The sequence below is a fragment of the Sphingopyxis solisilvae genome, from assembly GCF_015475875.1.
Classification (GTDB): domain Bacteria; phylum Pseudomonadota; class Alphaproteobacteria; order Sphingomonadales; family Sphingomonadaceae; genus Sphingopyxis; species Sphingopyxis solisilvae.
The window spans coordinates 371815-398595 of sequence record NZ_JADKYM010000001.1 but is presented as its reverse complement, the minus strand read 5'-3'; the positions used below and the strand labels follow the sequence as shown (position 1 = coordinate 398595).

At 64.2% G+C, this 26781-nt stretch carries 24 protein-coding genes and 1 tRNA gene; 16 read left to right on the top strand and 9 right to left on the bottom strand.

From position 1 onward, the window contains the following. Nucleotides 1-200 precede the first annotated feature (200 nt). Nucleotides 201-920 (bottom strand): SDR family oxidoreductase, encoded by a 720-nt coding sequence (locus IR187_RS01975; RefSeq protein WP_194953008.1) that lies wholly within the window; start codon nt 918-920, stop codon nt 201-203. Between the two features lie 68 nt (nt 921-988). Between IR187_RS01975 and uvrC the strand changes: the two genes are divergently transcribed. The 7 genes from uvrC to IR187_RS01940 are packed head-to-tail and all read left to right on the top strand — an operon-like array spanning nt 989 to nt 7593. Continuing rightward, entirely contained in the window at nt 989-2923 is a 1935-nt protein-coding gene (gene uvrC, locus IR187_RS01970; protein WP_194953007.1) for an excinuclease ABC subunit UvrC, read from the top strand. Between the two features lie 39 nt (nt 2924-2962). After that, the gene (locus IR187_RS01965; protein WP_324187625.1) at nt 2963-3355 is read left to right on the top strand and encodes a PaaI family thioesterase; all 393 of its coding nucleotides are present in this window, start codon (nt 2963-2965) and stop codon (nt 3353-3355) included. Next, the gene (recO, locus tag IR187_RS01960) at nt 3343-4080 is read left to right on the top strand and encodes a DNA repair protein RecO (protein ID WP_194953006.1); all 738 of its coding nucleotides are present in this window, start codon (nt 3343-3345) and stop codon (nt 4078-4080) included. Before IR187_RS01965 ends, recO begins: the two co-directional genes overlap by 13 nt. 48 nt (nt 4081-4128) lie before the next feature. Further along, the gene (gene leuB / locus IR187_RS01955; RefSeq protein ID WP_194953005.1) at nt 4129-5175 is read left to right on the top strand and encodes a 3-isopropylmalate dehydrogenase; all 1047 of its coding nucleotides are present in this window, start codon (nt 4129-4131) and stop codon (nt 5173-5175) included. Nucleotides 5176-5180: 5 nt separating this feature from the next. Further along, complete coding sequence (locus IR187_RS01950; protein WP_194953004.1) at nt 5181-6386, top strand: trans-sulfuration enzyme family protein; 1206 nt, start codon at nt 5181-5183, stop codon at nt 6384-6386. 17 nt (nt 6387-6403) lie between these two features. Continuing rightward, nucleotides 6404-6805: a Co2+/Mg2+ efflux protein ApaG gene (gene apaG / locus IR187_RS01945; RefSeq protein ID WP_194953003.1), complete on the top strand. Its 402-nt coding sequence runs from the start codon at nt 6404-6406 to the stop codon at nt 6803-6805. Continuing rightward, a complete protein-coding gene (locus IR187_RS01940) occupies nt 6802-7593 on the top strand; it encodes a LysR family transcriptional regulator (protein WP_194953002.1) in 792 nt (263 codons plus the stop codon). The genes apaG and IR187_RS01940 overlap by 4 nt, the downstream gene beginning before the upstream one ends. Before the next feature lie 18 nt (nt 7594-7611). Here the strand turns inward: IR187_RS01940 and IR187_RS01935 are convergent, their stop codons facing one another. Together IR187_RS01935 and parE are read right to left on the bottom strand one after the other, a co-directional pair. Then, nucleotides 7612-8922, bottom strand: a complete 1311-nt coding sequence (locus IR187_RS01935; protein ID WP_194953001.1) for a serine hydrolase — start codon at nt 8920-8922, stop codon at nt 7612-7614. A gap of 29 nt (nt 8923-8951) precedes the next feature. After that, a complete protein-coding gene (parE, locus tag IR187_RS01930; RefSeq protein ID WP_194953000.1) occupies nt 8952-10931 on the bottom strand; it encodes a DNA topoisomerase IV subunit B in 1980 nt (659 codons plus the stop codon). A gap of 168 nt (nt 10932-11099) precedes the next feature. Here parE and IR187_RS01925 point away from each other — a divergent pair, with 168 nt between their 5' ends. Next, nucleotides 11100-11930: an outer membrane protein gene (locus IR187_RS01925; RefSeq protein ID WP_194952999.1), complete on the top strand. Its 831-nt coding sequence runs from the start codon at nt 11100-11102 to the stop codon at nt 11928-11930. A 57-nt stretch (nt 11931-11987) separates the two neighbouring features. Here IR187_RS01925 and IR187_RS01920 read toward each other — a convergent pair whose 3' ends face one another. Then, entirely contained in the window at nt 11988-12386 is a 399-nt protein-coding gene (locus IR187_RS01920) for a PaaI family thioesterase (RefSeq protein WP_194952998.1), read from the bottom strand. Between the two features lie 10 nt (nt 12387-12396). After that, complete coding sequence (locus IR187_RS01915) at nt 12397-13092, bottom strand: GcrA family cell cycle regulator (protein ID WP_194952997.1); 696 nt, start codon at nt 13090-13092, stop codon at nt 12397-12399. A gap of 118 nt (nt 13093-13210) precedes the next feature. Between IR187_RS01915 and IR187_RS01910 the strand changes: the two genes are divergently transcribed. Continuing rightward, the gene (locus tag IR187_RS01910; protein ID WP_194952996.1) at nt 13211-14083 is read left to right on the top strand and encodes an ABC transporter permease; all 873 of its coding nucleotides are present in this window, start codon (nt 13211-13213) and stop codon (nt 14081-14083) included. A 26-nt stretch (nt 14084-14109) separates the two neighbouring features. Here IR187_RS01910 and hspQ read toward each other — a convergent pair whose 3' ends face one another. Next, nucleotides 14110-14490, bottom strand: a complete 381-nt coding sequence (gene hspQ / locus IR187_RS01905) for a heat shock protein HspQ (protein WP_194952995.1) — start codon at nt 14488-14490, stop codon at nt 14110-14112. 179 nt (nt 14491-14669) lie between these two features. Between hspQ and IR187_RS01900 the strand changes: the two genes are divergently transcribed. Then, nucleotides 14670-15305, top strand: a complete 636-nt coding sequence (locus IR187_RS01900) for a Yip1 family protein (protein ID WP_194952994.1) — start codon at nt 14670-14672, stop codon at nt 15303-15305. 65 nt (nt 15306-15370) lie between these two features. On the opposite strand, the gene IR187_RS01895 is transcribed toward IR187_RS01900, so the two are convergent. Both IR187_RS01895 and IR187_RS01890 read right to left on the bottom strand, forming a co-directional pair. Then, nucleotides 15371-15460 (bottom strand) — tRNA-Ser (locus IR187_RS01895). A 91-nt stretch (nt 15461-15551) separates the two neighbouring features. Then, on the bottom strand, nt 15552-18791 hold the full coding sequence (locus tag IR187_RS01890; protein ID WP_194952993.1) for an amidohydrolase family protein: 3240 nt from the start codon (nt 18789-18791) through the stop codon (nt 15552-15554). Between the two features lie 141 nt (nt 18792-18932). Here IR187_RS01890 and IR187_RS01885 point away from each other — a divergent pair, with 141 nt between their 5' ends. The 5 genes from IR187_RS01885 to IR187_RS01865 all read left to right on the top strand — a co-directional run bounded on the left by IR187_RS01885 (nt 18933) and on the right by IR187_RS01865 (nt 24309). Continuing rightward, nucleotides 18933-20111, top strand: coding sequence for a CaiB/BaiF CoA transferase family protein (locus tag IR187_RS01885; RefSeq protein WP_194952992.1), 1179 nt, complete (start codon nt 18933-18935; stop codon nt 20109-20111). A gap of 75 nt (nt 20112-20186) precedes the next feature. Continuing rightward, nucleotides 20187-21062, top strand: coding sequence for a glutathione-dependent disulfide-bond oxidoreductase (gene yghU, locus IR187_RS01880; RefSeq protein ID WP_194952991.1), 876 nt, complete (start codon nt 20187-20189; stop codon nt 21060-21062). Nucleotides 21063-21273: 211 nt separating this feature from the next. After that, the gene (locus tag IR187_RS01875; RefSeq protein WP_228765449.1) at nt 21274-21684 is read left to right on the top strand and encodes a TadE/TadG family type IV pilus assembly protein; all 411 of its coding nucleotides are present in this window, start codon (nt 21274-21276) and stop codon (nt 21682-21684) included. Nucleotides 21685-21686: 2 nt separating this feature from the next. Continuing rightward, on the top strand, nt 21687-23315 hold the full coding sequence (locus IR187_RS01870; RefSeq protein ID WP_267463745.1) for a TadG family pilus assembly protein: 1629 nt from the start codon (nt 21687-21689) through the stop codon (nt 23313-23315). A gap of 97 nt (nt 23316-23412) precedes the next feature. After that, a complete protein-coding gene (locus IR187_RS01865; protein ID WP_194952988.1) occupies nt 23413-24309 on the top strand; it encodes a PAS domain-containing protein in 897 nt (298 codons plus the stop codon). Here IR187_RS01865 and IR187_RS01860 read toward each other — a convergent pair. Next, nucleotides 24306-25382, bottom strand: coding sequence for an MBL fold metallo-hydrolase (locus IR187_RS01860; protein WP_194952987.1), 1077 nt, complete (start codon nt 25380-25382; stop codon nt 24306-24308). The genes IR187_RS01865 and IR187_RS01860 overlap by 4 nt on opposite strands. Before the next feature lie 160 nt (nt 25383-25542). Here IR187_RS01860 and IR187_RS01855 point away from each other — a divergent pair, with 160 nt between their 5' ends. Next, nucleotides 25543-26736, top strand: coding sequence for an acyl-CoA dehydrogenase family protein (locus tag IR187_RS01855; RefSeq protein ID WP_194952986.1), 1194 nt, complete (start codon nt 25543-25545; stop codon nt 26734-26736). Nucleotides 26737-26781: the final 45 nt, after the last annotated feature.

Sequence of the window (26781 nt, the reverse complement as noted above, 5' to 3'; positions counted from 1 at the left end):
GTGGGGGGGGGGGGGGACCGCCGCCGCAGGCGGTGGTGGAGGGGGCTATCGGCCTGAAACGCTGCCGAAGGACGCCACCCCCCCCCTTCGTCAGCGCGTCGCGCTGCCACCTCCCCGCAGGCGGGGAGGATCGTCTTGTTCCCACCTCGAAACGGACATTCTGCTCGTCAGCCGCTATTTTCGTCGAACCTCACCCACCCTCAAAACCGGAGCATGATCCGCCGCGCCATTGCCGGTGAGATGCTGTGGATCAGCTGCAATATCTTCACCATGCCGACATTGACCTCGCGTTTGCCGGTCCGGATGCCGTGGACAATCTCCGCCGCGCAGTCGTGAGCGCTCATTTTTTTGCCGCTGCGCGCCGCGGTCATGTTGGTTTCGACGACGGGCGGTAGCGCCTCGATCACGCGGACATTGCTGTCCTTGAGCAGATGACGGATGGCTTGCGTATAGCTGCGCAATCCGGCCTTGGTGGCGCAATAGATCGCGCCGCCGGCGCGCGGTGCGATGGCGAGGCCCGAGGTGACGTTGACGATCACCGCCTCCGGCTGCGCGCGCAGGACCGACAGCAACCGCGTACAGAGCGCGACCGGCGCGTCGAGATTGGTCCGGATGCAGTGCGCGGCGCTGTCGAGCGTGGTCGCGTCCTCCAGAGCGTAATCGCTGCCAACCCCGGCATTGTTGACGAGCAGCGCCAGCGGTTTGCCCGACACACCGTCGACGACAGCATCGACGCCCGCCGCGGTGGACAGATCGCCCGCGATCGTCCCGAAACCCAGCGCCGCCATCGCTTGCAACTTTTCGGCCGAACGTCCGGTCACGATGACGTCGGCGCCTGCACCTTGCAACTGCAGCGCGATCTCGCGCCCGATCCCGTCGCTACCGCCGGTGACCAATGCCAGCTTGCCGCGCAATTCCATAAGACCCCTCCCATGTTTTACCGCGCGCACTATGGCGGCTCGCATCGCCATCGCCTACATGCAAAATCATGGCTCGCCCGAACGCTCCCGACCGATTCAACGAAGAGAAAGCGACCTATGTCATCCGCGGCAGCGGCGAGGCCGATGACAAGCCCGATCTGGATCGCGGCGCCGAGGCAATCCGCAATGTGGTGCGCAAATTGCCGGCGCGTCCCGGTGTGTACCGGATGCTCGATGCGCGCGGTGACGTGCTGTATGTCGGCAAGGCGCGGGCGCTCAAGAACCGGGTGACCAATTATACGCAGGTCGCACGGTTGCCGCAGCGGTTGCAGCGGATGGTGTCGCAAACGCGCGCGATGGAGATCGTCACGACGACGAGCGAGGCCGAGGCGCTGCTGCTCGAGGCGCAGCTGATCAAACGCTATCGCCCGCCGTATAACGTGCTGCTGCGCGACGACAAAAGCTTCCCCTTCATCCTGCTACGGATGGATCATGATTTTCCGCGGGTGCAAAAGCATCGTGGGGCGCGGCGCGCCAAGGGGCGTTACTACGGACCATTCGCCAGCGCCGGCTCGGTCGCCAAGACTCTGAACGCGCTGCAAAAGACGTTTCTGCTGCGCAGCTGCACCGACAGCTTCTTTGCGAATCGTTCGCGCCCGTGCCTGCTCTATCAGATCAAGCGCTGCTCGGCGCCGTGCGTCGATCGCATTTCCAAGGCCGATTACGCCGGGCTGGTGGGCGACGCGCAGGACTTCCTCGAAGGTCGCTCGACCGCGGTCCAGAAACGGCTCGGCGATGCGATGACCAAGGCCGCCGACGCGATGGATTTCGAGCAGGCTGCGGTGCTGCGCGACCGGTTGAAATCGCTGACCTTCATTCAGGGCAGCCAGTCGGTCCACGCCGACGGGCTGGGCGACGCCGATGTCTTTGCCCTTGCGGCGAAGGGCGGCCAGTTGTGTGTCGCGGGCTTTTTCATCCGCGGCGGACAGAATTGGGGGCATCGCAGCTTTTTTCCGGCGCATGTCGCAGGCGTACCCGAAGAGGAAGTGATGGCGAGCTTCCTGATGCAGTTTTACGAAGGGGTACCGCCGCCCAAGACGATCCTCGTCGATCGCGAGCCCGCCGAGATCGAGTTGCTCGCCGAGGCGCTGGGCGAAGTCGCCGAGCGCAAGATCGACATCAGCGTCCCACAGCGCGGCAACCGCCGTCGGCTGCTGGAGCAGGCGGTGCGCAATGCCGGCGAGGAGCTCGACCGGCGGCTGGCCGAGAGCAGCAGCCAGGCCAAGCTGGGGCGCGAACTCGCCGATCTGTTCGATCTGGAGAACCCGCCGCAGCGGATCGAAATCTACGACAACAGCCATATCCAGGGCACCAATGCGCTCGGCGCGATGGTCGTCGCGGGACCGGAGGGGTGGATCAAGGGCGCCTATCGCAAATTCAACATCAAGCGGCCCGAAACGCAGCCGGGGGACGACTTCGCGATGATGCGCGAGGTGTTCCAGCGCCGCTTTGCGCGCGCGATCGAGGAGGACCCCGAACGAACGAAGGGCGAATGGCCCGACCTGGTGCTGATCGACGGCGGCAAGGGGCAAGTTTCCGCAGCAGGCGCCGTGCTGGCCGAGCTGGGCATCGATGATTTGCCCTATGTCGGGGTTGCGAAGGGGCCGGATCGCAATGCAGGGCGCGAAACCTTTTACCTGCCCGACGGGCGCGAATTTACGCTGCCGACGAACAATGCGGTGCTGTTCTACATCCAGCGGCTGCGCGACGAAGCGCACCGTTTTGCGATCGGCGCGCACCGGGCGAAGCGCGCGAAAGCGATGGGAAGCTCGCCGCTCGACGAGGTGCCGGGGATCGGCCCCGCGCGCAAGAAAGCGCTGTTGATGCACTTCGGCACCGCGCGCGCGGTGCGCGGCGCGAGCCTAGAGGATTTGCAGAAGGCGCCGGGGGTAAGCGCGGCAGTGGCGCAGGCCGTGCATGATTTCTATCATGCAGGTCGGTGAGGGTCGGCACTCGCTGGAATGAGTTTGGGAGGAAAGTCTGTGGATTTCGCTGCAACAATGCCCTTGGCCGCTACGCTCGGCGTCACTATCCACGAGGGTGGCAAGGAACGCGTGGTCGGAAAGCTGCCGGTGCGGCCCGAAATCTGCACCGCGGGCAACATTGTCCATGGCGGCGCGATCATGGCGTTCGCCGACTGTCTCGGCGCCGTCGGAGCGTTCCTGACGTTGCCCGAGGGCGCCAGCGGGACGACGACGATCGAAAGCAAGACCAATTTCCTCGGTGGCGGTCCGGTCGGCACCACGCTGATCGGCGAAGCCACGCCGGTCAAGGTCGGCAAGCGTGTGTCGGTCTGGCAGACGCGCATTCGCACCGAAGACGGCGCCGACGTCGCGCTGGTGACGCAGACACAGCTGGTGCTTTGGCCCGCCTGACCGCCCCCGCCATTATCTGTTCGGTGCGCGCGCATGGCGAGCATGGGGCAATCCTGCGCGCGCTGACCGAAGAGGCGGGGCTGGTTGCGGGCTATGTGCGCGGCGGGCGATCAACGCGGCTGCGGCCGATCCTGATCGCGGGCAATCTGGTCGCGCTGGAATTGCGTGCCCGCACCGACGAGCAACTGGCGAGCGCCACCGCCGAACTGCTGAGCAGCCGCGCGCCGCTGCTTGCCGAACCGCTGGCGGCGGCGGCGATCAACTGGGTTACGAGTGTCACCGCAACGATTCTGCCCGAGAGCCAGCCCTATCCGGCGCTTTACGCCGCGCTGTCGGGGCTGCTCGATGCGGTCGGCGTCGCCTCGTCGGCGCGGCAATGGGCGGCGGCGCTAGCGCGCTACGAACTGTTGCTGCTGGCCGAGCTGGGGTTCGGATTGAATCTGGAGGAATGCGTCGTCACCGGGGCAACGCACGGACTGGTATTCGTCAGCCCGAAATCGGGCGGCGCGGTCAGCCCCGATGCCGCCGCCGGTTTCGAGGAACGCCTGTTTCGTCTCCCGCGCTTTCTCCATGCCTCGGACAGCGCACCGTCGATGGCGGACGTGATCGACGCCTTGGCGATTACCGGCCATTTCATCGACCGCGACCTGCTCGACGGACGCAACCGCGACTTGGGCGGCGTAAGGCAAAGATTGATCGACCAGCTGGGCAGGGCGGTTGCGTGAACCGGTGCCGCTGTCTAAGCGGCGAGCGAGACACGAAAGGGCGAAGCGTTGAAAATCCTGCTGCTGGCCGGCGACGGTATCGGTCTGGAGATCATGGCGGAGGCCGAGAAGGTGCTCGCCGTGCTCGCGCTACCCGTGACGCTCGACCGGGCGCTGGTGGGCGGGGCCGCTTATGAAGCAACCGGCCACCCGCTGCCGCCCGAGACGCTGGCGAAGGCCAAGGCCGCGGATGCGATCCTCTTCGGCGCGGTCGGCGATCCGCGCTTCGACAATGTCGAACGGCATCTGCGTCCGGAGCAAGCGATCCTCGGCCTGCGGTCGGAGCTCGGCCTGTTCGCCAATCTGCGCCCGGCCAAGCTGTTCGCCGGGCTGGAGGACAGCTCGGCGCTGCGCCCCGAAGTCGCGTCGGCGATCGACCTGCTGATCGTGCGCGAGCTCAACGGCGACGTCTATTTCGGCGAAAAGGGTACGCGCACCACCGCCGATGGCCAGCGCGAAGGCTATGACATCATGGCGTACAGCGAAAGCGAGGTGCGGCGTATCGCACATGTCGCGTTCCGTGCGGCGCAGGGGCGGCGGGGGCGACTTTGCTCGGTCGACAAGGCGAATGTGCTCGAAACCTCGCAGTTGTGGCGCGATGTGGTGATCGAGGTGGCGGCGGACTATCCCGACGTGGCGCTCAGTCATATGTATGTCGACAACGCCGCGATGCAGCTGGTTCGCAACCCCGGCCAGTTCGACGTGGTCGTCACCGGCAATCTGTTCGGCGACATCCTGTCCGATCAGGCGTCGATGTGCGTCGGGTCGATCGGCCTGCTCGCCTCGGCATCGCTGAGCGAAGGCAAACAGGGGCTGTATGAGCCGATCCACGGCAGCGCGCCCGACATTGCCGGGCAGGGCGTCGCCAACCCGCTCGCCATGATCCTTTCGCTCGCGATGCTTCTGCGCCATTCGGGCGGTGACGAGGCGAGCGCGGCGCGGATCGAAGCGGCGGTAGCCAAGGTGCTGAGCGACGGGTGCCGCGGCACCGATCTGGGCGGTACGATGGGAACGACGGCGCTGGGTGATGCGGTTGTTTCGGTTTTGAACGGATAGATGGAATGAAGAAAACCACGGGCTTCGATCGCAACATTACGCGAAACTGGCACCCCGCAACACAAGCAGTGCGCGGCGGGACGTGGCGCAGCGAGCATGGCGAGACGTCGGAGGCGCTGTTCCTGACGTCGGGTTATACCTACGACGATGCTGAGACCGTCGCGGCGCGATTTGCCGGCGAAGAAACGGGCATGACCTATTCGCGGCTCCAGAACCCGACCGTGGCGATGCTCGAAGAGCGCATCGCGTTGATGGAAGGTGCCGAGGCGTGCCGGACACAGGCGACGGGCATGGCGGCGATGACGACGGCGTTGCTTTGCCAGCTGTCGGCGGGCGATCATATTGTTGCAGCCAAGGCGGCGTTCGGATCGTGCCGCTGGCTGGTCGATCAACTGTGTCCGCGCTTCGGGATCGAGACGACGGTGATCGACGGGCGCGACAATGATGCGTGGGAACGCGCGATCCAGCCGAACACCAAGGTGTTCTTCTTCGAAACCCCGGCCAATCCGACGATGGATATCGTCGATATGAAACATGTCTGCGGTGTCGCCAAAGCCCATGGCATTACGTCGGTCGTCGACAATGCGTTCGCAACCGCAGTGCTCCAGCGCCCGATGGACTATGGCGCCGATGTCGTCGCCTATTCGGCAACGAAGCTGATGGAAGGGCAGGGGCGCGTCCTCGCCGGCGCCGTTTGTGGCACCGAGAAGTTCATCAACGACGTGCTGCTGCCGTTTCAGCGCAACACCGGCCCTAACCTGTCGCCGTTCAACGCGTGGGTGGTGCTGAAAGGCCTCGAAACGCTCGATCTGCGCGCACGGCGCCAGTCAGAGAACGCGCTGGCGGTCGGCAAGTTTGTCGAAACACGCGTGCCCAAGATCCTGCACCCCGGCCTCGCCAGCCACCCGCAGCATAATCTGGCAATGAGCCAGATGGAGGCGTGCGGGCCGATCTTCTCGTTCATCCTCGAAGACCGTAAACAGGCGATGGCGCTGCTCAACGCGCTCGAACTCGTCGATATTTCGAACAATATCGGCGATTCGCGCAGCCTGTGCTGCCACCCCGCGTCGACCACCCACTACAGCGTCAGCGCCGAAGTACGCGCCGACATGGGGGTGGTCGACGGCATGCTGCGGATCAATATCGGGCTGGAAGATCCGCGTGATCTGATCGCCGATCTGGACCAGGCATTGACCCGCGTTGGGCTTTAGTGGAATTTGGCGGCACGATGATCGACTCCTTCTTTCCCTTTGCCGCGACGACCGGGCCGGTCACGGTACGCGTGTCGGTCAGCTATCTGCCGGAACAGTCACATCCGGCGCTGGGGCGCTGGTTCTGGGCCTATCATGTCCGGATCGAGAATCATGGCGATGTTGCGGTCCAGTTGATTAACCGCCACTGGCGGATCAGCGACGGGCGCGGGCAGATCAGCGAAGTCGAGGGCGAGGGGGTTGTCGGCGAACAGCCGCTGATCGCGCCGGGCGGCGCCTATGATTATGTGTCGGGCTGTCCATTGCCGACCCCCGAGGGGTCGATGGTCGGCAGCTATGCGATGGAAATCGGCGACGGGTCGCAGATGCTCGTCGCCATCCCCCATTTCCCGCTCGTGGCGCCTGCGACCGCGGCATGAAGCGCACGCACCTGCCGCTGAACGCCTTGCGCGTATTCGATGCCGCGGCCCGGCATTTGAGCTTTACCCGCGCCGCCGACGAACTGGCGGTGACCCCCGCGGCGGTTGGCCAGCAAATCCGCGCGCTAGAGGATATGCTCGGCGTGGTGCTGTTCCGCCGCACCCCGAAGGGGCTGGAGCTGACCGGCGAGGCGGAAGCAGGGCTTGACGCGCTGCGCCAGGGCTTCCTCCAATTCGAGGAATCGGTGCGTGCGATGCAGGCCGGGCAATCGTCGCAGTCCTTGACGATCGCGGCGCCGCGCGACCTGACTGCGAAATGGCTCGCGCCGCGGCTGGCGCGCTACAGCCAGCAGGCGCCCGACGTGCGTTTCACGTTGGTGTCCGCCGACAGCGGGATCGACTTCACCGAAGCCAACCTCGATCTGGCGATTTTCTGGACCGATGGCGCGGGCGATCATGAGGGCGTCGCGCTCGCCGATCCGCTGATGGTGACCGTCGCCGGTCCGGGCAGTAGCAGCGACACGCGGATCGCCTGGCCGGGCTGCCCGGTCGCCGAGGGGGAGCCTGCGCTGCGTCTGGGTGACGCCGGGCTGGCGATCGACGCCGCCGCGAACGGGCTGGGTCAGGCCAATGTTCCCGCCATGCTGGCTGAGGCGGATATTGCATCGGGCCGTGTGCGCCAGATCGGCGATGTGGTGTCGGTGAAGCGCGGTTACTGGCTCGTCGCGCCGACCCCGCAATGGCGGCAGGCCAAGGTCAAGGCGCTGGTTGCCGCGTTGACGGCGTAAACATCGTGCATCGGGCCGCTATTTGGCGGCTAGCGCCAGCAGCCGGGTGACCAGGCTGACCATCGTTTCGGTGGACACCGGCGCGTCGGGGTTGTTCCAGCTTGCGGTGACGACGAACCATTTTCCGTCCGATTTCCGCTGCCCGAGCAAGCTCATCGAAATCACCCCGAGTTCGGAGCCACCCTTGTAGCCGAGCCAGCTCCAATCCTTGGTCGCGCCCGGATTGACCCCCGGGTTGATCGCCATCACCGACATGGCGGTCGGCGATTGCCGGTTGCGCAAGTCGATCATCAGCCGCGCGACGTCGTTGGGGCTGGCGAACCATTCCAGACTATCGATAAAGCGCGGAACGCCGGCAAAGCTGACACCATCAACATTGGCGAGGATGAGCCGGTCGCGGTTTGCATCGAGCAGCTGGCGCTGCGCCTTATCATCCCCCGCGGTGAAAGCGGCGCGCTCGCTTTCAAAGTTGTTGCCCTTCAGCGCAAACGCCTCAACCGTCGTCAGAAACGGAATGTTGCGCGACGGATCGCTGTGGCCCGCCGCGCGCATCCGCGCCTCAATCACCTCGCGGCCGAGGAGGTGGATCAACGTGTCTGTCGCGCTGTTGTCGCTGACCGAAATCATCCAGTTCGCCAGGCTTTGCAGCGTCACCGGCGTGTCTTTCGGCCAGTTCGCGGTCCCTATCGACGAAAAACTGAGGTGCGACAGCGGCACCACATCGGACCAGCGACGCTTCTTCGCGGCGACTTGAGCCGCCAGTTCGCTCAGAATATAAAGTTTGAACGTCGATCCAACGGCAAATTGCTGGTCGGGGTTGGCCGAGGCGAGCGGACGAATGGTATCGCCGGTGACCTCGGCGACGAGGAAGCCGGTCGACCCCGGCAACGCGACGATTTCGGCGGCGACCGTGTCGAAGCTGTCGTTCGCCATGTCAAAGCCGGTCAAGCGCACGCCGATCACGCGTGCATCGGGATCGGCGCCCACGTCGAGCAGCACCGCCCCGACGCCCTTCTCGAACCGCAGCGACAGCGAACCCGAACGACCGTCGGTCGATACCAGCTTCTCGACCGCAATCGGCTTGCCATATTGCGCGATCAGGCTGGCGGTCATCGCCTTGAATTGCGCCTCGGGCAACGCGGCTTGAAAGCTCGGGTCGAAATAGTCGGCGAACGCGACCGAGCCGTTGAGCACATCGACAAGCTGGGCTGCGCGCCGTTCGAAGGCCGAGTCGGCCGTGGCCTGGATTTCGGGCGCCTGTGCGGCGGCGCTGGCGGCCGTCAACGGCAATGCCAGCAGAATGGCGGCAAGGACAGGCGCGCGGATCATCGACGGCTCCCTCGGGAATCGCCGTGGTATTAGGCGTCGATTGCCGCTTCGTCGAGGCTTGCGGCGTTCGCCTGGATGAACTGGAAACGATGTTCGGGGTGCTTGCCCATCAACCGGTCGACCAGATCCTTGACCAGATGCCGCTCCTCATACTCCTGCGGCAGCGTGACACGCAGCATCGCGCGCGTCGCGGGATCCATCGTCGTTTCTTTCAACTGGTTAGGATTCATTTCTCCCAACCCTTTGAAGCGGCCGACCTCGACCTTCTTGCCCTTGAACAGGGTTGCTTCGAGTTCGGCACGATGGGCATCGTCGCGCGCATAGGCTGACATGCTGCCGGCGGTGAGGCGATACAGCGGCGGCTGCGCCAGATAGACATGGCCGCGGCGCACGATGTCGGGCATTTCCTGAAAGAAAAAGGTCATCAGCAACGTCGCGATATGCGCGCCGTCGACATCGGCATCGGTCATAATCACGATTTTCTCGTAGCGTAGCCGGTCGGCGTCGCAATCCTTGCGCATTCCGCAGCCCAGAGCGAGCGCCAGGTCGGCGATTTCCTGATTGGCGCGGATCTTGTCGGCGCTGGCGCTGGCGACGTTCAGGATTTTACCGCGAATCGGCAGGATCGCCTGCGTCTTGCGGTCGCGCGCCTGTTTGGCGCTGCCACCGGCGCTGTCGCCTTCGACGATAAATAATTCCGTGCCTTCCGGCCCGTCATTAGCGCAGTCTGTGAGCTTGCCGGGCAGCCGCAGCTTGCGGCCGCTCGTTGCGGTCTTGCGCTTGACCTCGCGCTCGGCTTTGCGCTTCAGCCGTTCATCCATGCGGTCGAGAACGAGCCCGAGCAGCGCGCGGCCGCGGTCCATATTGTCCGACAGGAAGTGATCGAAATGATCGCGCACGGCGTTTTCGGTCAGGCGGGCCGCCTCCGGGCTGCTCAGCCGGTCCTTGGTCTGGCTTTGAAACTGCGGGTCGCGAATAAACACCGACAGCATCATTTCGCCGCCGTTGAACACGTCCTCGGCGGTGATCTGCGCCGCTTTCTTCTGCCCGATCAGTTCGCCGAAACTACGCAACCCCTTGGTCAGCGCCGATCGCAAGCCGGCCTCGTGCGTGCCGCCCGCCGGTGTCGGGATGGTGTTGCAGTACCAACTGTACGATCCGTCGGACCATAAGGGCCAGGCGATCGCCCATTCGGCGCGGCCCTGGTCGCCCGGAAAATCCTGGCGCCCGATGAAAGGCTCGGCGGTCGCACATTCCCTCGTCCCGATCTGCTCCTTCAGATGGTCGGCAAGCCCGCCGGGAAACTGGAAGGTGGCTTCGGCGGGGGTGTCGTCGCCGATCAATTCGGGCGCGCATTTCCACCGGATTTCGACGCCCGCGAACAAATAGGCCTTGGACCGCGCCATCCGGTAGAGACGCTGCGGCTTGAACCGCCCGTGATCGCCGAAGATTTCGGGGTCGGGAATGAAGGATACGCTGGTCCCGCGGCGGTTGGGGGTGGAGCCGAGTTCCTCGAGCCCGCCGACCGGGGTGCCGCGCGCAAAGCGCTGGCGATAGAGTTGCTTGCCGCGCGCGACCTCGACCTCGGTGTCGATCGACAGCGCATTGACGACGCTGACCCCAACGCCGTGCAGCCCGCCCGACGTTGCATAGGCCTTGCCCTCGAACTTGCCGCCCGAATGGAGCGTGGTGAGAATCACCTCCAGCGCCGATTTGCCCGGAAATTTGGGATGCGGGTCGATCGGGATGCCGCGGCCATTGTCGGTCACAGTCAGCCGGTTGCCGACATCTAGGGTCACTTCGATACGGTTGGCATGGCCCGCCACCGCTTCGTCCATGCTGTTGTCGATCACTTCGGCGGCAAGGTGGTGCAGGGCGCGCTCGTCGGTGCCGCCGATATACATCCCGGGCCGCCGCCGGACGGGTTCCAGCCCCTCCAGCACCTCGATCTGCGACGCATTGTAGCTGTCGGTGGCAGGGGTCGCGGCGTCGAACAAATCGTGACTCATGGCCCGGCTATACGGGGCGGGGAAGGGCGCTGGCAAGCGCGGGTTTTGCGGTCCAGCTTGGCCTTGGGAGCGTTCGGTTCATCGCGTTTTCGGCTTGCAACGGAACTTTGGCTCAGCAGCGCGGGTTTTGCGGTGGACTGGAAAGTCATTCAAAAAGTGGAGCAAATAATGAAAAACCTCTCTCTCCTCGCCGTACTCGCGGCCAGCACCTTTGCTTTTCCGGCGTTTGCGCAGGATCGCGACACATCGAACGATTTCAATGGTCCCTACATCAGCATTGTCGGGGGCGGCACGTTGCAGGGCAATGACCGCGGTGAAACATTGGTGTTCGATACCAATCGCGACGGCACCTATGGCGACACTGTGACGACCGTTGCCGCTGCCGATGCCTTTTCGCCCGGCTTCTGTAACGGGGCGGCGACCAGCGCGGCCAACCTCGGTTGCCGCAACGACAAAGACGGTCCCGAATATTTTGCGCGCCTGGGCTATGACAAGCGGATGGGCAACTTCGTCGTCGGCCTGGTGCTCGAAGGCGGTCGCAGCCATGCGCGCGACAGCGTCAGTGCTTTTTCGACGACCCCGGCCTTTTACACCATGAGCCGCGAAGCCGACTACCAGGCGGGCGCCCGTCTGCGCGCCGGTTATACCCCCGGCGGCGGCGCGCTGTTCTATGTCACCGGCGGCGGTGCCTATGCGAAGCTCGACAACCGCTTCACGACCAATAACGCGGCTAACAGCTTTGCCGACAATGGCCGTACCAACGCCTGGGGCTATGCAGCCGGCGGTGGCGCAGAAGTGATGGTGACGAACAATATCGCCGTCGGCCTCGAGTATCTCTACACCGATCTGAAGGACAAGGATTATGTCGTCAATGTCGGTCCGGGAACCGCGCCTGCGACCAACCCGTTCCTGTTGAACGGTGGCGGGACGGACATCCAGCGCAGCGATCCGCATTTCCGCACGCACAGCGTTCGCGGGACGCTGAGCTTCCGTTTCTAAGCTACGGAAAAATAATCGGGGAAGGCGTCGGGTCGGCAACGATCCGGCGCCTTCTCGTTACGAGCGTGGTGGTGCCGCAAAGATCGCAAAATTGCCGTTGGCGCTGCTGACCAGTCGGCCGTCCTGATACAGCCGCGCGTCGATGTTGGCCACGCGCTTGCCGCGATGCAGCACTTCCGCCTCGCAGGTCAGGCGACCTTCGCCGACGCGGACGTGATAGTTGAACTTTATCTCAAGTGTCGCGCACCATTGATCGTCGCCGAGCAGGCTGGTCAGCGCACCGCCCATTGCGGTGTCAGCCAGCGAATAGGCGACGCCACCATGGGCGACGCCCTGCGGACTGAAATGACGCAGCGGCTCGACGTCGATCGCCATCACGCAGCGACCGTCGCCGCGCTCGACCATCTGCAGGCCGAGCGCGCGCGCAAACTCGAAATCCGGCGTGAACGGTCTCACCGAACCTGCCTCACCGAACGCGCGGCCCCCCGAACGGCGGCGGCGGCGGCGGACGGCGGGTGCCGCGAGGCAGTTGCGCCTGATAGGCGCGGCCGCAATGCTCGACGCAATAGGGGAAGCCCGGATTGACCGGGGCGCCGCAGAAGTGGAAGTCGGGCTCGCCCGGATGCCCCATCGGCCAGCGACAGATACGATCGTTTAGATCGAGCAGGCTGGTCTTGTCTGCGATCTCCGGGCTCGGCTTCGCCGGAACGAGGCGGCGCGGCGGGGCGGGTGGAATCGGCGCCTGCTGGTCGCCCGGCCCCTGGCGGATAAAGCCGCCCGGGCCGATCGAGACGATGCGCGGCTGGTCCGCTTTCGGCAGCTGTTCGCCGATCGACCCGTCGGCGGTCGGGGTTTCGACCGCTGGACGCGCCTCCGCCTTGGGCGCCGCAGGGGCAACCGGACGCGGCGCGACCGGCGCCGCGGCGCGCGGCGCAGCGACGGGGGCAGGTGCCTTCGGTGCCGCAGTAGCCGCCGGCTTGCTGGGCTTGACCTTGTCGGTTGCCTTTACCGGCGACGGTCGCGATTTCAGCCCGAGCCGGTGCGCCTTGCCGATCACCGCGTTGCGGCTGACGCCGCCCAGTTCATCGGCGATCTGGCTGGCGGTCAGCCCCTTTTCCCACATGGTGCGCAGGCTTTCGATGCGCTCGTCGGTCCATGACATAATCTGTTCCTCGTCATTCCACGCAGCGGGCAATCCGGCGGCGCGATAGCCGACCCGTCGGGATCGGTGCCATTGCCCAGCTTGCGGTAGGATCGGGGAGGCGATAGGCGAGAACGCCATGAACGACCAGCCCCAATTTTTAAGCCCCGACTCGACCGAATCCGCGGCCACGCGCCCCTTTGCAGAGCCGGGCGTGCCGCATATCCGCGCGCTGAATGTGCCGGGGATGCTGGCCCTCTATGTCAAGGAGGTGCGGCGGTTTTTCAAGGTCCAGCTGCAAACAATCTGGGCACCGGCGATTACCACGCTCTTGTTCCTGGTGATTTTCACGGTCGCGCTGGGCGGTGCGGGGCGACAAGTGATCGGCGTACCGTTCGCCGATTTCATCGCCCCGGGGCTGATCATGATGGCGATGCTGCAGAACAGCTTCGCCAATTCCAGCTTCTCGCTGCTGGTCGGCAAGATTCAGGGGACGATCGTCGACTATCTGATGCCGCCGCTCGCGGTCGGCGAGTTGATGATCGCGCTGGTGGGCGCCGCGATCACCCGGGCGATGCTGGTGGGCTCCGCGCTGTGGCTGGCGATGTCGTTTTGGCCCGGCGTTCATGTCGGCGCCGATCATCTGTGGGCGGTCGCGCTGTTTGCGATCCTCGGCGCGATGATGCTGGGCTTTCTCGGGCTGATTACCTCGGTGTGGGCGGAGAAGTTCGATCATGCCGCCGCGGTCACCAATTTTGTTGTCACGCCGCTCGCGCTCTTGTCCGGCACCTTCTATTCGGTCGACCGGCTCGCGCCATGGTTCCAGACGATCGCGCACGCCAATCCCGTCTATTACGCGATCATGGGTTTCCGCTACGGATTTATCGGCACGGTCGACTCGACGATTGCCCATCCCGTCCAAACCGCGATCGCGGTGCTGGTCGCGGCAAATATAGTTCTGGGGCTGGTGACCTACCGTTTGCTGGCGTCGGGTTGGAAGCTGAAAGCCTGATACCACTGCCGCGCATCAGAGACCGGTCAGTGCCGGTGGATAGCGCGCACCCGATAACGTCCCTGATCGAGGCCATCGAACATCGCGTCGATCTGCGGATGATCGACCGGACCGCCGTCGGCGTCGGGAATCAAATTCTGCTGGCTGACATAGGCGATATAGGATGAGTCGCCGTTTTCGGCGAGCAGATGGTAAAAAGGCTGCTCTTTCGATGGCCGGATTTCCTCCGGGATCGCTTCATACCATTCTTCGGTGTTGGCAAATACCGGGTCGATGTCGAACACGACGCCGCGAAAATCGAACATGCGATGGCGCACGATATCGCCGGGCGCAAAGCTGGCGGCACCGACCAGCGGTGCGGTGACGATCGAGTTGGTCGGGGAGGCGGATTCGGTCTGCATGCTCATAATCTATGGCTATTCCATGTCGTTTCAACCCTGTTACACTTCCGGGGCCCGCCGGTCGGTCGAATCCGGCCTGTGACGCGCGCAACAGACGGCCGAGCATGTGGAACTATGTCAGGGTCGTGCGCGGCGTGTCCGGGAGGATTGCGGGCCGTGTTGAATGCAACAGGGAAAGGCATAGCATGAACGACAATCCGACAAGCAGCCCACCACCGCCTCATAGCCCGCCATCGGGCATTGTGGAGCGCGCCAAGAATATCCTGCTCAAACCCCGCGAAACATGGGCAGCGATCGACACCGAACCAGCCACGGTGCAATCGATCTATGTGCCTTATGTGCTGGTGCTGGCCGCCATCGGGCCGATTGCCCAGTTCATCGGCGGGCAGGTGTTCGGCTATGGCGCCTTTGGCATCAGCTTTCACCCGCCGATCGGCACCGCGCTCGTTTCGGCCATCCTGTCCTACGGCCTCGCGCTGGCGACGGTGTTCGCGCTGTCGCTGGTGATCGATGGACTGGCGCCAAATTTCGGCGGCCAGAAGAATCAGGTTCAGGCGTTGAAGGTCGCGGCCTATTCCGCAACTGCGGGTTGGCTCGCCGGCATATTCGGCATTGTTCCAGCGCTGGCCATTCTCGGGCTGCTGGGCCTCTACAGCCTCTATTTACTCTACCTTGGACTGCCGGTGCTGATGAAAGTGCCACAGGACAAGGCAATCGGGTACACGGTTGTGGTGGTTATCGTCGCGGTCGTGCTGTTCCTGATCGTCGGCGCGATCGTCGCATCGCTGACCGCCCCGACGCTGCCCGGTATCAGGATGTAAGCGCTGCCAGTTGTCCCGGCGTTCGCGCCGGGGCGGCTGTGCCAGTGGTCAAATCGGGGGGTAAATGGAGGAGAGTGAGGGATTCGAACCCTCGGTACCGTTGCCGGCACTTCGCATTTCGAGTGCGACGCTTTCGACCACTCAGCCAACTCTCCTCGCTGAGAGGTGACGCCCCTAGCGGCGGCTCGCGCGACTTGCAACCCTCTCGTCACAATTTCGCGCGCCCGCCGTCCGACGGGGCATCAATCAGGGCTTTTCGGCCTCCCACCAATAGGGTGCCCGCGTGCGATTGCCCGTCGCGACTTCGTTCATCGTCAGCGGGTCATAAAGCCGCCCGCCGAGCATCACGCGATGGATACGTTCGGTGTTGCGGATATCCTGCGTCGGATCGGCATCGAGGATGAGCAAGTCGGCAAGCTTGCCGGCCTCGAGCGATCCGACATCCTTGCCATAGCCCAGCGAAGTCGCGGGCATGATCGTCGCGGCGCGCAGCGCGTCGATATTGCTCCACCCGCCGCGCACGAATGACCAGATTTCCCAATGCGCGCCGAGCCCGGCCTGCTGTCCGTGCGCACCGATCGACACCATGCGCCCGGTGGCAGCAATCTTCCCTGCCTGGCGCGCGGCGTCATCGTCGACATAGTCGCTTTCGGGAGCAATCGTGCGCCGTTTGTTGTTCGCCGCAAGCTGCGTCGGCGGAATATGCCGGGTCAGGATCGGATGTTCCCAGACATTGGTATGCGCCCGCCAATAGGGATCGCCCGCCGGGCCGCCATAGGTGACCACGAGCGTCGGGGTATAATCGACCTGCGTCTGACCCCACAGCTGGACCAGATCCTTGTAGAAGACATGCAGCGGGATATTGTGCTCGACGGTCGAATTGCCGTCCTGGATCAGCGAGACATTCATCGTGTAAAGCGAGCCGCCCTCGGGCACGACGAGCATATTTTCTGCTTGCGCGGCCTTGACCACCATCTGACGCTGGTCGCGGCGCGGCTGGTTGTAGTTTTTGACGCTGTGCGCACCCTGCGCCTTCAATCGCCGGATATGGGCGAGCGCGTCGTCATAACCGTTGATCTCGGCATAGATACCCGCTGCCTTGGCGCCGTAAATGATCTCGCCGGTAGAAAAGATGCGCGGAGCGAGGATCAGTCCGGCGCGCTGCATTTCGGATGACACAAAGATTTCCGACGCGCGCGACGACGGATTGTGGCTTGTCGTCGTGCCCATCGCGAGATTGGTGATTTCCGACCAGTTTTGCTGCGGGATGAGTTCGTCGTCACCATGCGGTCCGTGCGCGTGCGCATCGACGAAGCCGGGGACGATCGTCTTGCCGGTCGCGTCGATTGTCGTCGCGCCTGCCGGAACGCTGATCGCCGCCAGCGGGCCGACCGCCGTGATGCGATCATTCTCGATCACGATTGCGCCATTGTCGATCACCCCGCCGCTAACGTTCGCCATGGTCAGGATTTTCGCGCCGGTGATGACGACCGTACCGCGCGGCTTGGCGGCCCGTTGCGTCATCGCCAGCGATATGCCGTCGGTCGGTGGCGCAAATTTCACCGCCTTGTCGTCCCCGGGGGCGCTTGCGAGCAGCTGCCCCAGATCGGCGCTGAACAACGTCGCGCCGCGGCTCCAATGCAGGCGGCGACCGCCATCCGACCAGTGGATGTATTCGGCGCCGCTGCCGCTGACGCGCGTGACCGGCAACGCACCGCTTTTGGTCCCCAGCGCAACATCCTGTCCGCCGGGCATCAGCGGCGTCACATAGGCGTCGTAGTTCTGGCGGAAGGCCAGCGTGCGACCGTCGGGGGAGATTTCGTAGTCGCTGACCAACTCGCCATTGGCGTGGCTGCGCTTGTCCTGCCCGTTGAGGTCGGTGCTCACCAGCTGGCTCTTGCCGTCGGCAGCGGTGATCATGAAGATGCGATCGCCGGTCGCGCCATATTGCGGTTTCGTACCGTCGGCGCTCACCCGCTCGGCTTTGCCGCCCGCGACCGCGATTCGATAGACGCCAGGCTCCTCGCTCCACCGCGTCGAGGTCAGCCCGCCGCCACGGCGCTTTTCAAAAATGATTGTCTTGCCGTCGGGCGAAAAGCGCGGTTCGGCATAGCGGCCGGGAACGCTCGTTACCTTGCGCGACGTACCGCCACCTGCGCCGACCGTATGGATTTCACCCATGCCGCTGTCGGTCCAGCGCACAAATACCAGCGACTTGCCGTCGCGCGACCAGCTTGGCCACGCCTCCATCGCATTGTCGCTGCCCGCGGTCAGTCGCCGCGGTGAACCGCCCGCAGCCGGTTTCACATATAATTTGCCAAGCGTTTCGAACACGATGCTGCGCCCGTCGGGCGATACTTCGGCCCAGCGCGGCATCCGGGTGGTGAAGCTGTCGGGCGCGACCTCGACCGCCGGATGGGTGGCGTCGATAATGACGCGGTCGTCGTTGATGCTGAACGGAATGATCCGTGCTTCGCCGCCATCCTTGCCGACGCGGCGGAGCTTGCCGCCGGCCCAGAAAATAATGTCGCGGCTGTCGGGCGTCCACGCCATGTTCGGATAGACGCCGGTGACGGCCCAGGTTTCCTGCACATCCTGATCGAGCGCGTCGTAAAGCTTGCGTTCGATGCCCGATGCCAGATCTTTCACATACAGCTTGGACTGGGTCGCCTCGCGGCGGACAAAGGCAAGCAGCTTGCCATCGGGCGAGGGGGTAGGCCGCACGGCGCCGCCCGCTCCCGAAGCGGCGGTGCTGACCTTCGCCTCGTTGAGGTCATAGCGTTCGATTGCGAACAGGCCGGTGTTGCTGTCCTGCGCATATTCAAAGATCGGGCCGGGGGTGACGTTGCGGGTGTAGAAGACGCTCTTGCCGTCGGCAGCATAGACGGGTTCGCCAAGTTCTTTCTGATGCCGTTCGTTCGGTCGCTTTACGAGCGGAACCCCCGCGCCGCCCGACACATGATACATCCACACCTCGCCGGTGCCGAGCGAGCGGCCGGTGGTGAAATGCTTCTTGGCAACGATGAACTGCCCGTCGGGGCTCCAGCTGGGCTGGTTGAGGAGGCGGAAATCTTCCTTGCTCAATTGCACCTTGCCGCTGCCGTCACGGTTCATCAGCCAGATATTGTCGCCGCCACCCGCATCCGACACATAGGCGATCCGCTTGCCGTCGGGCGAAAATCGCGGCTGATGCTCGAACGCCAGCCCTTCGGCGATGCGCGTCGGGGTGCCGCCGTCGATCGGCATCGTGTAAATGTCGCCGAGCAGATCAAAGGCGATCGTGCGACCATCGGGCGACACATCGACATTCATCCAGCTGCCTTCATCGACGGCAATCGGTACCTTGCGCGTCGCCATGCCGGGCGGCGCGTTGACGTCCCACTTTTCGGGCTTGGCATCGGCGGGCGCCGGCGAGGCCGGTGCTTGTGCAAAAACCGAAGTCGAACAAGCCAAAACCGCCCCAAGGGCCAGTGCGAACCGCGCCATGATATTGTCCCCGTTTGAAATAATCTGCCGACCTTATGGCTTTGGCGATCCAGCGCAAGCGCCGTGTTTCGACAAAGGCGCTGGTCCGCTCGACGGGCGCCTGCTAGCCCGCGCAGAAACAATGTCTGGGGAGGGCAAGGCGTGCCGTTGACGGGAATTCGCGTAATCGACTTTGGTCGCTATATCGCCGGCCCCTATTGCGCGGCACTGCTTGCCGATTATGGCGCCGACGTGATCCGCATCGAGGCACCGGGTGGCAACGACGACCGTTATACGGTGCCGGTCGCGGACGATGGTTCGGGCGCGATGTTCCTGCAAATGAACCGCGGCAAGCGGTGTCTGACGTTGAAGCCGGGCAGCCCGCAAGGCCGCGACATCGTGCGCCGCCTGGTTGCGAGCGCCGATGTTGTCGTCGCCAATCTGCCGCACGACGCGCTGGTCAAGCTGGAGCTCGATTACGACAGCGTGTCGGCGATCAATCCGCGCATCATATTGGCGACGGCTTCGGCTTTCGGCAGCCAAGGGCCGCTGGCGCGCAATGTCGGCTTCGACGCGGTGGGGCAGGCCATGTCGGGCGCAGTCCACCTGACCGGGACGCCCGATCAGCCCTATCGCGCGCAGGTCAATTATGTCGATTTCGGAACGGCGCTGCACCTTGCGTTCGGGGTCATGCTGGCGCTGCGCGAGCGCGAGACGACAGGGAAGGGGCAGTGCGTGTCGGGATCGCTGCTCGGCACCGCGCTGGCTTTCTCCAACTCGCTCGCGATCGATCATGCGCTGAACGGGATCGAACGGCAGCCGATCGGCAATCGCAGCTTCAGTTCGGGACCGACCGACATCTTCCGCACCCGCGACGGGTGGATCGTCACCCAGATCGTCGGGGGCGGCATCTTTGCCCGCTGGGCCAATTTGGTCGGGCGGGCCGAGCTGGTTGACGACCCGCTGTACGCCAGCGACATCTTGCGCGGCGACAATGGTGCAGAGCTCAGCGCGATCATGCAGCGCTGGTGCATCGAGCGGACCAGCGCCGACGCGATTGCCGAGCTTGGCGCGGCACGGGTTCCGGCGGCGCCGGTGCTGCGGCCCGGCGAAGCGCTGGCGCAGCCGCAGGTCGCGGCGATGGAGATCGTCGAGCCGGTCGACTATCCCGGCACGCCGGCACCCGCCCCGGTGATCCGCGCGCCCGTCGACCTGTCGGCAAGCCCCAAGGCCGCCGCGGCGCGCGCGCCGTGCGTCGGCGAGCACAGCGACGCTATCCTGCACGAGCTGGGTTATAGCGACGACGCCATCGCGGCTTTCAGGGCGGATAGCATTATTTGATGCGGCAGGGCTGGACGTCCTCCCCATCAATGTTTAAATACCGATCAGTATGAAATTCCAATGCGGAGCATCGAAATGAGCAATCAAACCGAATATGAGCCGCCGAAAATCTGGACCTGGGACAAGGATAGCGGCGGGCGCTTCGCCAACATCAATCGCCCGATCGCTGGGCCGACGCACGACAAGGACTTGCCGGTCGGCGAACATCCGCTCCAGCTTTATTCGCTCGGCACCCCCAACGGCGTGAAGGTCACGGTCATGCTCGAGGAGCTGCTGGCGTCGGGCCATGCCGGTGCCGAATATGACGCCTGGTTGATCAATATCGGCGAAGGCGACCAGTTTTCCAGCGGCTTTGTCGGCGCCAACCCCAACAGCAAGATTCCCGCGCTCGTCGACCGCAGCGGCGCGGAACCGATCCGGGTGTTCGAATCGGGCGCGATCCTGATCCATCTCGCCGAAAAATTCGGCGCATTCCTGCCGACCGAACCGGCGAAACGCGCCGAAACTTTGTCGTGGTTGATGTGGCAGATGGGCAGCGCGCCGTTTCTGGGGGGCGGCTTCGGGCATTTTTACGCTTACGCGCCGACCAAGCAGGAATATCCGATCAACCGCTACGCAATGGAAGTGAAACGGCAGATGGACGTGCTCGACCGGCGACTGGCGGAAAGCGAATATATCGCCGGTGCCGATTACACGATTGCCGATATGGCGATCTGGCCCTGGTATGGCGCACTCGCCAAGGGGCTGGTCTATGATGCCGGCGAGTTTTTGCAGGTGCAGGATTACACGAATGTCCAGCGCTGGACCGATCAACTTGCCAAACGACCCGCGGTGAAGCGGGGGCGGATGGTCAATCGCGTGACCGGCGATCCCGCCAGCCAGCTTCGCGAACGTCACGACGCCTCCGATTTCGAACATCGCACCCAGGACAAGCTGGAACCGACCGAATAAACATATTTTCGGTCAAACGCCCGGAGCCGGCCTTTAACCCGGTGGCAACGGACTGGCTGGCTGGCCGAAAATCCGCCAATGGTTCGGCGGAAACTGTGCCACCCGATATGTAAATTACGCAAAAACGGCGTCGGCGCGTGTCGACGCCGTTTTCATACGCCTGCGCCATTCTGTGCGCATGATTGCTGTGAAACCTCCGGTTCTTGCCCCTATGCACCGCACCGCGCTGGCACGCAGGCTGCGTCGCGAACAGCGTGGCGCCGCCATTGTGGAGATGGCGCTGGTCCTGCCAATGTTGCTCGTGCTGCTGATGGGAATGCTCGTCTACGGTCATTATTTCCTGTTGGCACACAGCGTCCAGCAAGCCGCGAACGATGGCGCCCGCGCGGCGATCGTCGGACTGGACGGCGAGGATCGCCGGACGATTGCCGAAGCTGCCGTCGCCCGCAGTCTGCAAGGGGTCGATGGAACGCATAGCGTCGCTGTATCCGAAACCGGCGATGCGGTGACGGTCGCGGTTGGGTTCACCGCAGCCGACGGCGCTTTTGTGCACTCGGCGCTGGTCCCTTCGCCGGGCCGGGTCATCCGCACGCGCGCCACCTTTGAACTGCCGGTCGATTGAGCATGTCGGCGCGGCATCGCCTTTGCGAGCTCATCCGCGATTGCAAGGCGGGGATCAGCATCGCTTCGGCCTTTGCGATGACCATGTTGATCGGTGCCGCAGCGCTCGCGGTCGACGTCGGCTCGCTCTACCTCGACCGCCGCAAGTTACAGGGAATTGCCGATGCCGCAGCGCTCGCCGCCGCCGGACAGCCGGGCGAGGAGCGCGCCGCGGTCGAACGGATCATCGCCGCCAACTGCAATTGCGCGATCCGCATCGCCGAACTTGCGACCGGTCATTATGCGGCCGACCGGACGATTGCCGCCGACCGGCGCTTCACCCCCGGCGGCGCGTCGCCTAACGCGGTTCGCATCGTTCTGCACCGCGACCGCCCGCTCTATTTCGGCCGCGCACTGACCGGTCGAAACCAAAGCGTCATCGCCGCCAGCGCAACCGGCGCCCGCCGGGGGTACGCCGCCTTCTCGCTGGGGTCGCGGGTGGCAGCGGTGAACGGCGGTCTGCCCAACGCGCTGTTGTCCGGATTGACCGGCAGCCAGGTCAGCCTGTCGCTGATGGACTATAACGCGCTCGCCAGCACCGACATCGACCTGCTCGCCTTTTCCGAGGCATTGCGAAGCGAAATCGACGCCGAGGTACTGACCTTTGGCCAGACGCTCGACACCCAGGTCACCCTGCCGCAGGTCTTGGCTGCGCTGGCGCAGGCATCGGACGGGCGGGCCGCCCAGGCGCTGGAGCATATCGCCAACCGGGCGCTGCCGCGCACCTTGCTGCCGTCGCGCGCCATCGATCTTGGTCCGCGCGCGTCGAGTATCCGGGTCGACGCGGCGAACCCGGTCAAGGTCAACGCACTCGGCCTGCTGCGGACCATGCTGCTGCTCGGTAGCGCCAATCGCCAAGTGGATCTGTCGGTCGCCAGCAACCTGCCCGGCGGATCGGGCATCGACATCGCGTTGCTGATCGGCGAACCGCCCGCGCAGTCGCCGCTGATCGCGGTCACCGACACGAACGACGTCATCGTCCGCACCGCGCAAGTGCGGCTCAAGCTCGACACGCGCGTACAAACGCCATTGGCTAGCATCCATATTCCCGTGCTTGTCGAACTCGGCTCCGCCGCGGCGCAGATATCGGAGATCGATTGCCGGGCAGGCAGCAATGCGGCGGTGTCGCTGGGCGTTGTTACAGCACCGGCGACGCTGGCAATCGGCAGCGTCAGCAACGCCGAATTTCAGGATATGACGCGCGCGCTCGACCCGGCGCCCGCCTCGCTCGTCCGGCTTCCGCTGGTCAGCATTGACGCGGAAGCGGAATTGGTCTTGTCCGATCTTGCCGAAAAGCCGGCAATCTTCAGTCGCGCCGACATCGACGAGGGCAGAGTGAAGACGGTCAGCAGCAGCGGGTGGGTCGCCGGCGCTGCGAAATCGCTGTCCGATCGCATGGACTTGAGCGTCAGAGTGCTGGGACTTGGGCTCAACCTCAACGCCTTGCGCACGGCCACGGCAGGGGCAGTGACGCTGGCCGCACCGGTACTCGACACCGTCCTAGCCGATATCACCGGAACGCTCGGCCTTTCGGTCGGTCAGGCCGATGCGCGGGTCAATGCCTTGCGGTGCGGCAGGGCGAGGCTGGTATGATCGCGCCGATTTGGCGTCACCGCGGACGCATCTTTCGGCCAAGTCCGGCACCCGCGGTCCATAATGATATCAGGCTTTGGTTATCGAAGAGGTCTGCATGGCGACCGTCCAAGAACCCCATCGCGTATCCGCCGCGGACTTCATTCGCGGCTTCGCCAACTGGCGGCTGCAATCGGCGCGCTCTCCGGTTGTCGTGACGCATCACGGCAAGGACGCGCATGTGCTGATATCGCTTGATGATTACCGGCGGCTTGATGGTGATGCGGTGGATGTGGCTGGCGCGACGGACCGCCTGCAGCAGTCGCTTGCCGGACTGGCTGAATCGATCCGCGATGGTGTGATCCTGATCGATCGGCAATTGCGGATCGTCGCGGCCAATCCAGCGGCCTGTGACATGCTGGAAAGACCATGCGCCGACTTGATCGGCGCTCCCCTGATGACTGCCGCACCGCGGATCGAGGGCAGTTTGCTGGCGCATCATATCGTCCGCCTGATCGATCATCGCGAGCGTTTCGCGGGCGACGTGCCCGACGTTTTGCGCCCGCGCCAATGGCTGCGCGTCGACCTGCTTCCCGCGCCGGTCGGTGGAGCGTTGATCCTGCGCGACGTGAGTGACGCGCTGAGCGGCTTTGCCGCAAACGACGCCCGGCAAGCGCTGCTTGCCGCCGTCGAGGCGCAAGGCGAAATCGGCCACGCCCGTATCTCGGTGCGCGAAGCGGTCGAAGCGGCGAACGATACGCTGCTAGAAATGATCGGGGTCGATGCCGCCGCAATCCGGCGGGTACGCTTTTCGGCGTTGCTGGCGATCGGCTATCGCGCAGCCTTTGCCGAAGGACTGGAAGAACTGTTCCGATCGGGTCAGCCGGTACAGCTGGCATCGCAAATCGTCACGCGCGACGGCGACGCGATCGCAGTCACACTGACGATCACCGAAGTGCGCGGACCTTACGTTAGCGATGGGGCGGTCGTACTGGTCACCGGACGCGCTGCCTAAAACCAGCTGCCGCGTTCGATCGCCTTGCTGCCCGCGGGGAGGGAGAAATATTGTCCATCCTCGCCGATGATCACTGGCCCGTCGAAACGATCTTCGGCGCCGTCGAGAAACGCCGCGTTGAGGTAGGCGGAGGGCATCGACGGCACAACGTGGCTGAACACCAACATCCGAACCCCGGCAACACGCGCGCTGTCGGCGGCTTGCGCGGGGCTGGCATGATAATCGAGGATGTCGCGCATGATCTGTGCGGTCTGTTCGCGGCCCGCCTTGTCGAGATTGGCGGCGAGCGTCTTGACCATCGCGGGGTTTAGCGCCTCGTGGATCAGCAGGTCGGCGCCTTTGGATGCCGCTTCCAGGGATTTTGACGGCGCCGTATCGCCGCTGACGACGACGCTGCGTCCCTTATAGTCGAAACGGTAGCCGACCGACGGTTGCACCGGGCGGTGATCGACAGGAAACGCGGTGACGCGCAAACCATCGTCTTCATAGACGACCGTTGGCGCAGCGGGGATCGCGAAGGGCATTGCGGTGGCGCCCGCGGCGGCAGGCGGGGTTATCGCCTGACCATGGTGCGCGGTGCGATAGCCGTTATCGAGTGCGTAGGCGGAATTGAACCCGACGATTACCTGCTCGACGCCCGGTGGCCCATAAACGGGCAGGGGGCTGCTGTTGCCGCTGGCGGTCCAGCGGAGCAGCATCATCGGGCCCATGCCGTCGATATGGTCCGAATGAAAATGGGTGAGGAACATCGCCTTGATGCGGCCATTGGGCAGGCCCATCTGCGCTATATTGCGCGCCGCCCCTTCACCGGCATCGACGACAAACATCGCCTTGCCTGCGATCACGACGGTACAGGACGCGGCGCGCTCGCGACTGGGCAGGGGCGAGCCCGTGCCGCACAGACCGACGTGCAATCCATCGGGCAGATCCTTGAGCGTATCGCGCGCCGCGGCGCGTTCGACCGCGCGTTCGAACAGCCACAGGCCGATTGGCCGCTGGAATATCCAAGCGGCCACCACGGCGACACCCAAGACTCCCGCCACCGACAGAACTGTCCGTTTTGCCCATGTCATCGATCTTCCTCCCATTTTGTCCGCCGCGGCTGCGCGCGCTGGACAAGCCGCATAGTTACGCGCAATCATTACGCCGAGGAAAGTTGTCAATCGCAACTTGCCGTTTACGTAAAGGTGAGCGCGCAGTATAAGCGCGCCATTATCCGATGGGAGATTCGTGATGGACATGGAATTCAGCCCCGAAGATCTCGCCTTCCAGCAGGAAGTGCGCGATTTCATCGCCGAAAATTACCCCGCCGAGCTGCGCGGGAAGCAGGACGAGGGCGAAGAACTGTCTAAGGAGGATTTCCTCGCCTGGCACAAGATTCTGTATAAGAAAGGCTGGATCGCGCCCGCTTGGCCGGTCGAATATGGCGGCACCGGCTGGACGCCGACGCAGCGCTTTATCTGGTCGGAGGAAACCGCGCGCGCCGACTGCATCCGCCTGATGCCCTTCGGCCTCGCGATGGTCGGTCCCGTCATCTACACCTTCGGCACGCCCGAACAGAAAGCCCATTTCCTTCCCCGCATCCTGTCGGGAGAGGATTGGTGGTGCCAGGGTTATTCGGAACCCGGTTCGGGGTCCGACCTTGCCTCGCTGCGCACGACGGCGGTGCGCGACGGCGACGATTATATCGTCAACGGGCAAAAGACCTGGACGACGCTGGCGCAGCATGCCGACTGGGGCTTCTTCCTCGTCCGCACCGACAAGGACGCCAAGCAGCAGGAAGGCATCAGCTTTCTCCTCATCGACATGAAATCGCCCGGCATCACGGTGCGACCCATCATTACCTTGGGCGGCGAGCATGAGGTGAACGAGGTATGGCTGGAGGATGTCCGCGTTCCCGTAGCCAACCGCGTTTACGAGGAAAACAAGGGCTGGACCTGCGCGAAGTTCTTGCTGGCGCACGAACGCACCGGCATCGCCGGGGTCGCCGCGTCGAAACGCGGGATCGAGAAAGTGAAGGCGATTGCGCGCACCGAACTCGACGGCGACAAGCCGCTGCTCGCCAACGCCTTTTTCAAGCGCAAGCTCGCCGAGCTGGAGGTCGATCTGACCGCGCTTGAATTTACCGAATTGCGCAGCCTGGCCGGCGCCAATGCAGGCAAGGGGCCGGGACCGGAATCGAGCCTGCTCAAGATCAAGGGCAGCGAAATCCAGCAGCGGTTGACCGAGCTGACGCTGGAGGCCGTCGGTCACTATGGCGCGCCTTATTTCCGTGGGTTTGGTGAGGGCGACAACGAGCATCCGATCGGGCCCGACTATGCCCACCGTGCTGCGCCGACCTATTTCAACATGCGCAAGACGACGATCTATGGCGGATCGAACGAGATTCAGCGCAACATCATCGCGAAGATGGTGCTCGGCCTTTAATCACATAATTGACGTCATCCCGGCGAAGGCCGGGATCTCGCCGCC